Annotated in this window: 11 protein-coding genes; 1 reads left to right on the top strand and 10 read right to left on the bottom strand. The window is 49.6% G+C overall.

What is annotated here, in order from left to right; all coding sequences use genetic code 11:
- Position 1 precedes the first annotated feature (1 nt).
- From RCO25_RS24440 to RCO25_RS24410, 7 genes are all read right to left on the bottom strand, one after another.
- Entirely contained in the window at positions 2-943 is a 942-nt protein-coding gene (locus RCO25_RS24440) for a type II secretion system F family protein (RefSeq protein WP_308998720.1), read from the bottom strand.
- Positions 936-2,279: a TadA family conjugal transfer-associated ATPase gene (locus RCO25_RS24435; protein ID WP_308998719.1), complete on the bottom strand. Its 1,344-nt coding sequence runs from the start codon at positions 2,277-2,279 to the stop codon at positions 936-938. The genes RCO25_RS24440 and RCO25_RS24435 overlap by 8 nt, the downstream gene beginning before the upstream one ends.
- Complete coding sequence (locus RCO25_RS24430) at positions 2,245-3,456, bottom strand: CpaE/TadZ family protein (protein WP_308998718.1); 1,212 nt, start codon at positions 3,454-3,456, stop codon at positions 2,245-2,247. Before RCO25_RS24430 ends, RCO25_RS24435 begins: the two co-directional genes overlap by 35 nt.
- A gap of 4 nt (positions 3,457-3,460) precedes the next feature.
- Positions 3,461-4,243, bottom strand: a complete 783-nt coding sequence (gene cpaB, locus RCO25_RS24425) for a Flp pilus assembly protein CpaB (protein ID WP_308998717.1) — start codon at positions 4,241-4,243, stop codon at positions 3,461-3,463.
- An 88-nt stretch (positions 4,244-4,331) separates the two neighbouring features.
- Positions 4,332-4,775, bottom strand: coding sequence for a prepilin peptidase (locus RCO25_RS24420; protein ID WP_308998716.1), 444 nt, complete (start codon positions 4,773-4,775; stop codon positions 4,332-4,334).
- 214 nt (positions 4,776-4,989) lie between these two features.
- A complete protein-coding gene (locus RCO25_RS24415; protein ID WP_308998715.1) occupies positions 4,990-6,222 on the bottom strand; it encodes an aminopeptidase in 1,233 nt (410 codons plus the stop codon).
- 128 nt (positions 6,223-6,350) lie between these two features.
- Entirely contained in the window at positions 6,351-7,307 is a 957-nt protein-coding gene (locus tag RCO25_RS24410) for a helix-turn-helix transcriptional regulator (protein ID WP_308998714.1), read from the bottom strand.
- Between the two features lie 135 nt (positions 7,308-7,442).
- Between RCO25_RS24410 and RCO25_RS24405 the strand changes: the two genes are divergently transcribed.
- Entirely contained in the window at positions 7,443-8,327 is an 885-nt protein-coding gene (locus RCO25_RS24405; RefSeq protein WP_308998713.1) for an SDR family oxidoreductase, read from the top strand.
- An 8-nt stretch (positions 8,328-8,335) separates the two neighbouring features.
- Here RCO25_RS24405 and RCO25_RS24400 read toward each other — a convergent pair whose 3' ends face one another.
- The 3 genes from RCO25_RS24400 to RCO25_RS24390 all read right to left on the bottom strand — a co-directional run bounded on the left by RCO25_RS24400 (position 8,336) and on the right by RCO25_RS24390 (position 12,811).
- Positions 8,336-9,205 (bottom strand): SDR family oxidoreductase, encoded by an 870-nt coding sequence (locus RCO25_RS24400; RefSeq protein ID WP_308998712.1) that lies wholly within the window; start codon positions 9,203-9,205, stop codon positions 8,336-8,338.
- Positions 9,206-9,211: 6 nt separating this feature from the next.
- Complete coding sequence (speD, locus tag RCO25_RS24395; RefSeq protein ID WP_308998711.1) at positions 9,212-10,021, bottom strand: adenosylmethionine decarboxylase; 810 nt, start codon at positions 10,019-10,021, stop codon at positions 9,212-9,214.
- Positions 10,022-10,225: 204 nt separating this feature from the next.
- Positions 10,226-12,811 (bottom strand): metallophosphoesterase, encoded by a 2,586-nt coding sequence (locus RCO25_RS24390; RefSeq protein ID WP_308998710.1) that lies wholly within the window; start codon positions 12,809-12,811, stop codon positions 10,226-10,228.
- Positions 12,812-12,813: the final 2 nt, after the last annotated feature.

Raw genomic sequence — 12,813 nt, 5'->3', positions numbered from 1 at the left:
TTCACGCCTTTATATTGGATACTTTGCGAATCATCAGGAAACCAGCCGTCATCAACAGCAGTACAACAGCCACTAGGACCATGCCGGGTACAGTGAATATGGGCATAATAAATCCTTTAAACACCATATTGAATACGACGATCAAGAAAACGGGCATTAACGCCAGCGTGAGCGCAATATAACGAGATTCCGCTGTCTGATTGCTGATCTCTTTGTTCATGCGCTCGCGCTCCTCAAGCGTTTTCGCTAAATGGTCAAGCGCCTGGCCAAGATTGCCTCCCGCCTGCCGCTGCACGATAATCGTCTGCGTCAGCAAGCGAATATCCTTGCTCGAAAAACGTTCATGCACGCGCTCCAGCACCAAATGCAGCGTTGTACCCATTTTGAGCTCCCTGGACATGGTTTGAAACAATAATCCCGCAGGCGGCTTCAGCTCTTTCGCTACGATATCGATGCCTTGCTGTACGCTCATACCGGCGCGAATGCAGCTTGACAGCATGCGGCATACTTCGGGCAGCTGCCGGTTAATTAGCTGGCTGAACTTATTGCTTCGGGATTTAAGCCATTGCTTCGAGCCCAAATTGGTCACAAAATATGCAGCAAGCAGATTGTAAGGCATGCCCAGTCCCATCAGCCGTTCTACGAGTATGGAAAGCAAGACCCACAAAACGATCAAAATGAGAAGCCAATCGAGCGGGCTCCGCTTTAAGTTAGAGGCTGTCAAACGGTCCTCCAGGCTCCGTCCGTACTCCGTTTGCTTAAAACGGAGAGAGAGCCGATGATAGGTTCCTCGCGAGGCTTTTGCCTCCTCCGTATGCAGCTCATCCAGCTTGCGGTAAAGGCCATTCATCCGTTTGCGCACGCTGCCTAGCTCATAGATACCGAGCGTGCCGAGCGCTACGGTGAAAAACAAGACGATGCATAACCAAACCTCGTTAGACATGAGTTACTTCCTCCTGCCCCGCAGCAAAAAAATCAATGCCAAGGTCATATCCGTATGTCTTCAACTTCTCATGACAATTCGGAACGTAGCCCGTTGTTTCATACCGTCCTATGCTTTTTCCGTTTACGCTCGTGCCTGTTCTCACATAGCGGAAAATATCCACGAGCTTCAGCTCGCCCGCTTCATTCACCGCCTCGGCAATGGATACGACCTTTCGCGAGCCGTCAGATAATCGAAGCGTTTGAACGACGATCTGGATCGCGGCGGAAATAAACGGCCTCACGACCTCGGCCGTCATCGAGGTATTGCTCATCAGAATCATCGCCTCCAAACGCGACATCGCATCGCGAGGCGTATTGGCATGAATCGTTGTCAGCGAGCCTTCGTGACCGGTATTCATCGCTTGCAGCATATCCATCGCTTCTCCGCCGCGAACCTCGCCGACAATAATGCGGTCCGGCCGCATCCTAAGCGCGTTGCGCACGAGATGGCGTATCGTAATTTCGCCGCTTCCCTCCATGTTCGCAGGCCTTGCCTCCAAGGAAACGCAGTTTTTACGACCTAGTCTAAGCTCAGCCATATCCTCAATCGTAATGACGCGTTCCCCGACGGGAATGGCTGCGGAGACGACGTTTAAAAGCGTCGTTTTCCCGCTGCCTGTACCGCCAGAAATCAGAATATTCATCTTTCCGGCCGCCGCCGCCTCAAGAAACTCAGACATTTTTTTCGACAGCGATTGAAATTCAAGCAGGTTGTGCATAACGTACGGGTCCTTCTTGAACTTTCGAATGGTCAGCACGGGGCCGTACAGAGCAATCGGAGGAATAGCGGCGTTAATCCGGCTGCCGTCTTCAAGCCTTCCGTCTACTAGCGGCGAGCTTTCATCGATCCGTCTGCCGATCGGCGCAACGATTCGGTCAATAATATGACGAATATGCTCTTGATTTTTGAACGATATGTTCGAAAGCGTTATGGTGCCTTTTTTCTCTATGTACACTTCATTCGGACCGTTTACCATGATTTCAGTAATATCCTCATCCTGCAGCAGAGGCTCCAGCGGACCATAGCCAACCGAATCATTGAGAATCATATCCAGCAGCTTCGTTTTGTCGAGCTGTGTAATAATGACCTTCTCCTGCTCCAGCATGTCGGTAATCAGCTTCTCGATCGTCCGCCGCTTCTGAAAGTTGGGAAGCTTAATTAATTGATCCAGATTCGTTTCTTTTAGGAGCCTTTCCTTGTAATGGTTGAACAAGTAGTCAATATAATCCTGCGCGGTCTTTTCAACTTTCGGCGAATCCTCAAGACGACTGCTTAGCTGATGGAAGATGGACACGGTTCACGCCCCCTTCTTGCTTAAGCAATGCTGCAGCCAGAGTCATGTAATCCTTCGCAGGGCCCTTTAGTCCCTTCACCTTCTTCTCGGTCAAAAGCGGCTTTCCAAGATTCATAGACGTTTGTACGTTGCGCTTGACGTCCTCTGACAAAACGCCGACAACGGGAATCATCGTCATTTTCTTCAGATGCTCCAGCGTGACGTCATTTTTTTTGCTGTGCCTGTTCACCACAATGGAAAGCTTCTCCTCATGGGTCAAATGATAGCGCTCCAAAATATCAAAAACGCCTTTCATCCTCACAATCGACGGCCGGTCCAAATGCAGCAGATACAGCACGCGATCAGCCTGACCGAGCGCACATATCGATATTTCATTCAGTTCCTTCGGTAAATCCAGCACGATATAATCAAAATGCGCGCGGCAAGCGGCGAATAAAAGCTCGATATCCTCGCCTTTAAAGTTTTCAGCCTCCTGCGGGTGAGCCGGCGACAGCAGCAGATGAACATCTGAAGGAGCCAGCTTGTACAGGACATTATCTAACTGGCTGTAAGTCAACTCCCTAAGCACGGACTTCAAATCACCTAAATTTCTCTCGAATTGGATATCGAGATATTGCTGTAAACCGCCAAATTGCATGTTTAAGTCGATAAGCAGGACACGGGCTCCGGACTGAATCGCTAGCCCTTGCGCCAAATTAATGCCTGCCGTTGTCGTACCCGAGCCGCCTTTGGCGCTATAAAGAGCAATAACCTCGCCGCCTTCCGAGCCCGTTGATCCGGCGGATCTGCTCCGGTCCCGGTTATCCGTAGTTTGGCGCACGGTTTTATCCAACAGCAGCTCGAGCTGCCCAAGCTCATCCGGAACGCGGAGAACGTCGGATACCCCGCAGCGGTACAGCTCGCGTATTTGCTCGAACCGTCCCTCGCGCGACATGAAAATAATAGGTGCGCTGCTGTTTACTTTTTTTAATTGCTGTACGATTTGCGGAATGCTCATCTCCTCGAGAGGCTCGGCAAGGAGCACGACCCGCGGTTCCAGCGGATGCAGATGCATGTAAGCCTCTCTCGGCTTATCAATGGTTTCTCCAATGCTCAGATTGAGGAAGTTGACATGCTGGACGAGCTGCTGCATCAGGCGGCTGTCGTCTGTAATGATTGATATTTTGGCAGTGTTCACAGGCTTATTCTCCTCCCTTCGGCGGCGTAACGGCAGCTGGCGTCGTCGGTTTTACTGCCGGCTTAGCGGTTGCGGCTGCCGCAGGTTTGGCAGTTGGCTTCGGACTTGGTGCCGGTTCTGCTGCTATAGGCTCCTCGGCCATTAGAGTCTCTTGCGAGGCTTTCGCATTGCCTGTTTTGAGCAGCCGTACCTCTTTGCCATAATTAAGTGCCCATATCAGGCTCTTCGTGTCAGCGAGCTTCAGGAGCACGCCTACTGCAACCGTTTCGTCGCCGCTCTTATGTACACTGCTTACCGTTACCCCTTTGAGGAGCACCTTCGTCGTTCTTCGATCCGCCGCAGCTTCCTTGGCGCCGCCCTCCTGTTCGTAAGAAACAAGAATATCAACCTCGTCATAAGCATCGATCTGGTCATCGAATACGGACATGGGCGCGCGAAGCATAACTTGGCGGTACTCGCCCGATACGAGACTGTTGTCTCTAAGCATGACAGAAGTGATAACCGCTCCTTTGGCGATCGGAACCATCGATACCTTACCGACAAGCTCGGCAGGCGATTGGATAAGAGAATCCAGCATATACTTGCGGGGAATTTGCTCTTCCGTCAGCAGGTCCTCGGTGATGAGCTGGCCCGCAGGAATGTCATTTCCCGCGACCTGAACCATAACCAGTTCTCCCATGCTTTCCTTCGTTTCCTGCATATACGTGGAGAATAGAATAACAGCTATTAATCCTAACGCAATGGATACGAATAATAATAGAAATGCGCGTCTTTTTGACTCAAACATAAATTCCCAACACTCCTGGCCTTAGTAATAAGCTTAATCTCTTCTCTTTTTTAATTCTTATTAATTCTAGTTGTTTGTCAGAAACGCATCAATATGCCAAAGAAACCATAAAGATCGTACTGAAGGCGATGAAGGGAGCCATCGGCAGCTCCCTCACTTTTCGTTTTTTCGGCGACAGCTTCTGCAGCAGCAGGATCGGCCATGCGAAAAAGGCAGCAGCCAAAAAAGCGAGCATAAAGACCCATATGCCGATCGACCAGCCTAAGCAGGCGCCGATCATCATAAATAGCTTGATATCACCGCCGCCGAATTGCCCTTTGCTGATCACCGCGACAAGCAAAGCAATCAAACCCAGGCCGGCTGCCCCTGCGAACGGCTCAAGCATCGAAATATCCTTCACTATGAGATGTAAAACAAGAAAGACCAATGTGCCCGGCAGGGTCACCCAATCATAAATCATTCGTCTCCTTAAATCGGTTACGACACAAATGATTAATAAGCAGACTAATATCACGATTATCGCAGTTTGCATATAACAAACATCATCCTAACTTGCACCCAGGCAATATGTATCTCTTTATTTAATGATATTAATTAAATACAATAAATGTATGTTTTTTCAAAAAACGCTTGATCGACTTTTGTTTATTAAACAGATTAACGAGCTTTGAAACACCTAAAATAAAGTTTTTCAAAAAAAGATGCTTCACCGTCAAATCCATGACGGTGAAGCATCTCTTGTTAAACTAAATCGCCCAATTCCCTTTGCGGAAAATCGGTACGACCTTGCCGTCCTTCGTGATCCCGTCAATATCCATCTCAGCCGAACCGATCATGAAATCATTATGCGTAATGCTTGCATTGACGCCGCTTGCTTCAAGTTCTTCCGGAGTCATAGTCTTGCCTCCCTCGATATTAAACGCATAGCCGCTGCCGATTGCAAGGTGATTCGAGGCATTCTCATCAAACAGCGTGTTATAGAACAAAATGTTTGACTGCGAGATCGGCGACTCATGCGGGACAAGCGCAACCTCTCCCAGATAATGAGAGCCCTCGTCAATATCGACCAGCTTCTGCAAAATTTCTTGGCCTTCCTCCGCCTCGACCTTCACGATACGCCCGTTCTCGAATGTCAGTTTGAAGCGGTCAATAATATTTCCCCCGTAGCTAAGCGGCTTCGTGCTTGAAACGTAGCCGTTCACGCCGGTTTTGAGCGGAACCGTAAACACTTCCTCCGTCGGCATATTCGCCATGAAAGGAATGTTGCTTACGTTCGTACTGCCCGCAGCGACCCAAATATGCTTCTCTGGCAGTTCAATCGTCAGGTCCGTGCCGGGTGCAGTGTAATGCAATTTTTGAAAATGGTTCTGGTTCAGCGTCTCGCCTTTGTTATGTAGGTTCGCATTATGCTCTTCCCATGCTTTTACCGGATCTTCCGCATGCAGTCTAACAGAATCAAATATCGCTTTCCACAGCAGCTCGACAGCTTCCTCTTCACCTGCCTCCGGAAATACCTTCGCTGCCCATTGCTTGCTCGCAGCTGCGACGACGGTCCAGCTTACCTTATCTGCTTGAATCGCTCTGCGGAATTCCTTCAGCCCTTGGCCGGATGCTTTCTGGAAGCTCGTAATCCGGCTCGAATCGATGCCTTTGAGCAAGTCCGGGCTGGATGAAACGATCGAGATAAACGCCGCGCCGCGTTCCACGAACGAATTGCGCTTGCCTGTCTCCCATTCAGGAAACCTTGTAAAAACTTCATCTGCCGCCTTCTCGTATTTCAATCTGGACAACGAATCATCCGTCCAATCGACATGCACATTGCTAGCTCCTGCCTCATAGGCTTTGCTGGCCACAAGCCTGACAAGCACAGCTTGATCAACGGCCCCTGTAACGAATACCTCTTGTCCCTGTTGTACGTTCACGCCTATTTTTACAATTAATTGTGCATAAGTATCTAAATAATGTTCAAAACCGCTCATATTATCCCATTCTCCCTTCGTGAATGCCTCGAAGCTAATACATGCTGTCGTCTAAATTGTATCGAATAAACAAGCCCGTAGTCAAATTCACGCTTCCCGTGAGCTCGAATAAAAAAGCTCTTGGTTTGTTAAAAAACATACAGCCCATAAATGGCTTTTACTTCAACCTTAACCCGTTCCAGCAGCGCGGAAGGTTCAAGAACTTGGATGCGGGAGCCGTAGCTCAGGATGATTTCACAGGCCGATTCTACCGATTGGAATTCGACCCGCGCGGACAGCCAGCCCGGTCGCTTCACGGAAGGCTCGCTAATTATTATTTTGACATAACGCTCTTTGGTTAGTCTGGCAAGCATACCCTCTTGTATAGCAATCAGTGCGGGGTACTTCGGCAAGCTTTGCTTAAACTCACCCATAGACTGCTCCCAATAATCGGCCAAATCAAAGCCTACCGGGCGCTCGAACCGCTCCTCCAGCATGACGGCGTCTTGCAGCCTTGAAATGCGGTATGTCCGCTTCTCTCCGCCCGCCTCGCCGATCAAATACCATACGCTTCGTTTGGCAACGAGACCCAGCGGATGGACGATTCGCTCGGCTATGCCGTCCTCGCGCGAATACCGGAGTCGCAGCAGCTTCTCTTCCCATACCGCCTCCTGCACAATCGCCAAGAACGGCTGTGACTCCTGCACTTGATGCCAGCCCGCTCCGTCGATATGAATCTTTTGCCTAGCGAGTGCCGCGCCTCTGCTTACATCAACGGGTGCAGCCGCGAGCAGCTTCTGGATGGCGGCATCGTAGTGTTTCGCGATCCCTAAATCATCCAGCAAGACGGATTGATTCGCCAAAAGGACCGAAACAAGTTCATCCGCCTGCATGCCGGTCAAATTTGTCCGGTAGCCCTCCGATAAGACCCAGCCTCCATGCAGCCCTCTCTCCGCATAGACGGGAACGCCCGCCTCGCACAGCGATTCCATGTCGCGGATAATCGTCCTCTCGGATACCTCCAGCTTCTCTGCTAGCGCTTTTGAAGTCATTTTCCCATTATTCTGCATCAATAATACGATCGCGATTAACCTACTTGCCCGCATTCCCCCCGCCTCCCTTATCCTTGCATCCGTTTCATTGTTTATTTCATTCTAGCATGAATATATGACAGTAGCTGTCGTATATCGTTTGCTAAACTGACAAAGAGTAAACAACAGAAAGAAGACAGGAGAGATACGATGAAGCCATTACACGGGAAAATAGCGGTAGTTGCCGGATCGACACGCGGGGCCGGCCGCGGCATTGCAGCAAGCTTAGGTGAAGCGGGCGCAACGGTATATTGTACGGGCAGGAGCATTCGCGGGCAGGCCTCGGACCTGAACCGGGCAGAAACAATTGAAGAAACGGCTGAACTAGTCACTGCAAAAGGCGGCATCGGCATTCCAGTCAGAGTCGACCATACGGTAGAGGCGGAGGTTCAAGCTTTATTCGAGCAAATCAATAAGGAACAAAATGGTCAGCTTGATATCCTTATCAACAATATTTGGGGCGGCGAGCAGCTGACGGAATGGAAAAAGCCATTTTGGGAGCATTCCTTGAGCAAGGGGCTGCTTATGCAGGAGCGTGCCGTAAAAGCGCATCTCATTACGAGCTACTATGGAGCACCGCTCATGGTGAAGAGAAAGAGCGGTCTGATAATTGAGGTAACCGACGGAATCGATTACCGGTATCGCGGAAGCTTATTTTACAGCTTGGCCAAAATCTCGCCCATCCATCTTGCGGCAGCGATGGCAGCGGATCTTAAACCGCACGGGGTATCCGCCGTTGCCGTAACGCCTGGATTTCTCCGCTCGGAAGAAATGCTGGAGCACTTTGGCGTAACGGAAGCCACTTGGCTTGACGCCGTGCATAGCGGCAAGCCCGATGCCGAGCATTTCGCCCAATCCGAAACGCCTTATTACATCGGCCGCGGAATTGCTGCCCTTGCAGCAAAAAAAGACCTCATGGAGAGGTCTGGGCAGGTGTTCCCAAGCTGGCAGCTGTCCGATGAATTCGACGTCATCGATGTCGATGGCAGACAGCCACACTGGGGGAATTATGCGAAGCAGCATGGCTTCCTCTAGCGTAACCGTTAACCGTTAACGACCTCGCCGCCGTTAATATGCATGATTTGGCCGGACATGTAGCTGGAATCGTCGCAACCGAGGTAGACGTAAGCAGCCGCTAGCTCATGCGGCTGCCCAGGCCGTTTCATCGGCGTATCGGAGCCAAACGTCGCTACCGCCTGATCATCGAACGTTGAGGGAATAAGCGGCGTCCAGATCGGTCCGGGAGCGACGCCGTTTACGCGGATGCCCTGCTCTGCTACATTCACAGCCAGCGCTCTTGTAAAAGACACGATAGCACCCTTCGTCGCCGAGTAATCGATCAACGTTGGGTTACCGCGGTAAGCCGTGATCGACGTGGTATTAATGATGGAACTGGATGCCTTTAGATGCGGCAGAGCAACAATCGTCAGGTAAAACATGCTGAAGACATTCGTTCGGAACGTAGACATCAGCTGCTCGGACGTAATGTCCTCAAGCTTCTGCTGCACATGCTGCTCCGCTGCGTTGTTAACCAGGATATCAAGCTTGCCGAATTCGTTTATGGTCTGTTCAACAACGTTCTTACAGAACGACTCGTCTCCTACATCGCCGGGAATCAGCAGACATTTCACGCCCGCTTTCTCCACGACCTCCTTCGTCTTCTTCGCATCCTCATGCTCATTCAAATAAACGATCGCAACATCGGCGCCTTCCTTTGCATAAGCAGCGGCTACCGCTCTGCCGATACCGCTGTCGCCTCCCGTAATGATCGCGGTTTTGCCCTTCAGCTTTCCTGCCGCTTTATACGAGTCAGACTCGTAGATAGGAAGCGGATTCATTTCAGATTCAATACCCGGTTGACGGTTTTGGTGCTGCGGCGGGTTCACTTGTTTTTTCGATGCGGAATTTGGCATGCTGGATCAGCTCCTTATATTTTTTCCATAAAAGATCTCGTCCATTTCGGTCTTCAATCTTCTCGTAATTTCCTCTTGCTCCTTTACGGACAACGTATCCTTCGTATAGCCGAACAAATAATTGTTCAGGTCAAATTGCTTCAGCTTGCATTTGGTATGAAATACATTCTCCTGATAAATGTTGACGTCGATCATGTCATACAAAAGGCACTCTTCCTTCGGTATGTAATTTTGAATCGAGTTAATGTCATGATCAATAAACAACTTATGACCGTTTATGTCACGAGTGAAACCTCGCACCCGGTAATCGAGCGTCATAATGTCGGTATCAAAGGAATGGATCAAATAATTCAGCGCTTTCAGCGGTGAAATCTCGCCGCAGGTAGACACATCAATGTCTGCGCGGAACGTGCTGATCCCTTCATTCGGATGGTATTCCGGATACGTATGAACCGTTATATGGCTTTTATCCAAATGCATCACAACGGTATCAGGCAGCGGGCCGGGCGATTCCTCAAACGAATCATTCGGACCGCCAGCGACGGGACCTTCCGATACGAGCAAGGTAACACTGGCGCCCTGCGGCTCGTAATCCTGCTTGGCGATATTGAGCACATGCGCTCCTATAATATCGGATACCGTATTTAAAATTTTGGTCAGCCTATCTGAATTGTATTGCTCGTCGATATAGGCGAGATAGGCTTTGCGTTCTTCCTTCGTTCTCGTAAAACAGACATCATACATATTAAAGCTGAGTGACTTCGTTAAGTTATTGAAGCCATGCAGTTGAATTCGTTGTTCCGGCGTTAATTTCAAGTGCACACTCCTCCTTTTCAATAACTACTATCTCCTTTTACCCAAAGACCGATGCGGCAAAACTGCTAATCGCAATAAAAAAAACATTTCACGCCCGGATTTAGCCGAACGCAAAATGCTTTTTCTCATTGTCTCCACTGAGATACAGGAAATTCCAATCAAAGAAACCTCCCTATGCGGGAGGTCAATTAGAACGATTATAGCTTACAGGCGCGGATCGATTTCCTTCTCTTTGGCAACCTCGAACAATAGATTGGCCACAGCTCCCATGTATCCTTCATTGTCCGGTGCGATGTCCGCAAAGGGAACCGCGAGCATGCTTTGACCCAGCCGATACTCATTCAAGGAGGTTCGAAGTTTCATATGGATGCTTTTCTGCTTGATCAGCTTATTGTACTTATGCGGAAAGCGATAATCATAGCCGTATATGATCGACATATAGTCTTTATTACGCACCTTCATATAAGGAACCGTATAGGGCTCTAGTACCTCAGGCTTAATGACGACGCCCTCCATATGGTTATCTACCGTAAGTGTTCGGAAATACTTCTCCGCTTGATCGAAGCTTTCCGGATCAGACAGCGAAAGCGTGATGAAAGGATCATCCGAGAGGAAACGGTACATTTCCGATGTCTTCCAATCCGGAAGTATTTCCCTTCCGTCCTCATATACGATTTTGAGCAGTGAGAACGGTTTGTATTCCAGCTCGCCTGGCTCTGCGTAAAGCTCTAGCTGCTTCTTGTAAGTTTCATATGCCATTAGATGCTCATCTAATGGTACATGCTTCTCCAATACCGTATGGGCATGCTTATAATTCTGATAGACGGTCAGGCCGTATTTTTCATTCAGCGCCGATTTGCTAAGCTGATACTGATCCTTCTCAAAGCCGCTAGTCTTATATTCCTGCGAGAGCTTCGAGAAAGCTTCCTCGAACCCGTTCGCTTTTAGAAAAGCCAGCTCCGTTTCAAGCGCCTTCTCAATCGGCTTGAACTGGCGATCGATAAGCCCTTCCCCAAGCGCCTGCCAAGGCAGCAGCTCACCATCTAGCAGCAGCATCGCGATGTCGTTTTCCTTCATATAATTCCCGAATCTTTGCAGCAGCCTCTCATACACAGCCGACAGGTCAACCTTATTGACTTTGTACCCATTGCGGCTAACCGCAAAACATCGATCTGCGTCAGCATGCAAATAGACATTGCATCTGGATCCCATGTATTTGGGCTGAAGGACAACCTCCTTCACACCGCGCTCCGCAAAATAGTCCAGACCTTTCCGCAGCGACTCGAGCTCCTGGGCAGCTTCATCCTTATCCGCCGGCGACATCGTGCCGGATATAAAGTTGATCTTATGGCCCCCGCTGTACTGCAATCTGCGAGCCGACTCATCGTCCAGCTCCTGCAGCGACACCTTGCGCTCTTCCTTAAACAGCGTATGCAGCTCATCACTCATCGCCTGATGCGCCGATTTTTGCGATTTGAAAAACGGCTTCGCCGAAAGCATAACTGAGGTCAGCAGGTTGCCGTGCACTGCGCCGGAATCGAGATGGATTTTATTCTTAATCCGGAACGTGTTTTTGGCTGCAATATGTCCAAATACATGATAAGGCTGGTTCCCTGCTGCATCCCGTTTGAGGAACAGAAGCTGCTCCTCTAACGGAGCCGAACGGTCTATACGGAAATTCCGCTGATGCCTTACCGAGTTCACATCCAGCTTGCCGATATATTTGTTCTCGCAGGGTGCGTGCGTGACATAGAAGGACGGCCCTCTTTTGCCTATCATTCGATAAAAGGGCTTGGAAAGCGATACGAGATGATTGAATTGCTGAAGCAGCTCCTCATCCGCTTTAAGCACCTCCGTTGAATCGAAGTACGCGTGCAGCAGCTCCTCCTCGACTCCTTTAATCTCACCGCGCAGATACTTGTATACGAAGTTCTCATGGTTGCCTAATACGAAAAAAAACTTTTCATTGTTCGCATGAAGAAACTCGATGATTTCTCTGGTACGGTTCCCCTTGTCAATCCAATCGCCAACCAGCAAAATTTTCGTCCCGCTCACCTTGCCTGTCTCAAGCAGTTGATTGCCTTCTATTTGAAAGCCGCAGCTAACGAGCAGAGCCTTCAACTCATCCACGCATTCATGGACGTCTCCTACAATGATCGTCTTCTGATCAAGCGGCAGTATGGTGCTCATATACTCGTCAGCATCCTCGATGACCACCTTGTAGTCCGCATTGGCTTGCTTTTCAATAGGCGAATAAAAGTCCTTGGCGCGTACTTTATGGATTTTGCCGTACTTTTCCCCGGAGAGTGAGCCCAGCACCTCCTTGCGCAAGCGGTTAATATGGCTCGTAATCAGCTTCTTCGAGCGCTCCGAGGCATAATAATCATCACGCTTCCGGTAGTCGAACAAAATAACTTCAAGGTTATAATTATTTTCCTTTGCGATTTCCCGCACCTTCGCCCGGAAGTGATCCGCCAAGCCCGTCGTATCGACCACGACAAACTCGGCATTGATCGGGAAGGTCGTCACGAGGCGAAGCTTCTCGAACAATAGACGGAAGGCCTGATCGCTCGCCTCAAGCATCACTTGATCGTATTTATCATAATCAGCGCCCAGCAGCTCCTGCCGAATGCTATCGGAGGATATATACTGCACATTGGCATTCACGCCTTTAAGCTCATCGCGAAACCGCAGCTGCGGCATTAGAACCTCGTTCGCAAATGTCGTCTTGCCGCATTCCGTCGAGCCGATCAGCATAAAAATGGTATGGACTTTCGTTTTAATCTCCATTT

The sequence above is a fragment of the Paenibacillus sp. LHD-38 genome (genome assembly GCF_031157315.1).
In the GTDB taxonomy this organism is placed as follows: Bacteria; Bacillota; Bacilli; order Paenibacillales; family Paenibacillaceae; genus Pristimantibacillus.
Note: the sequence above shows the minus strand (reverse complement) of the source record. Positions and strands in the feature narration are given on the sequence as shown.

What these genes read in the sequence shown, in the direction of transcription:
- RCO25_RS24440 (WP_308998720.1), bottom strand. Translation starts at nt 943, where the DNA reads ATGTCTAACGAGGTTTGGTTATGCATCGTCTTGTTTTTCACCGTAGCG.
- cpaB (WP_308998717.1), bottom strand. Translation starts at nt 4,243, where the DNA reads ATGTTTGAGTCAAAAAGACGCGCATTTCTATTATTATTCGTATCCATT.
- RCO25_RS24420 (WP_308998716.1), bottom strand. Translation starts at nt 4,775, where the DNA reads ATGCAAACTGCGATAATCGTGATATTAGTCTGCTTATTAATCATTTGT.
- RCO25_RS24415 (WP_308998715.1), bottom strand. Translation starts at nt 6,222, where the DNA reads ATGAGCGGTTTTGAACATTATTTAGATACTTATGCACAATTAATTGTA.
- RCO25_RS24410 (WP_308998714.1), bottom strand. Translation starts at nt 7,307, where the DNA reads ATGCGGGCAAGTAGGTTAATCGCGATCGTATTATTGATGCAGAATAAT.
- RCO25_RS24405 (WP_308998713.1), top strand. Translation starts at nt 7,443, where the DNA reads ATGAAGCCATTACACGGGAAAATAGCGGTAGTTGCCGGATCGACACGC.
- RCO25_RS24400 (WP_308998712.1), bottom strand. Translation starts at nt 9,205, where the DNA reads ATGCCAAATTCCGCATCGAAAAAACAAGTGAACCCGCCGCAGCACCAA.
- RCO25_RS24390 (WP_308998710.1), bottom strand. Translation starts at nt 12,811, where the DNA reads ATGGAGATTAAAACGAAAGTCCATACCATTTTTATGCTGATCGGCTCG.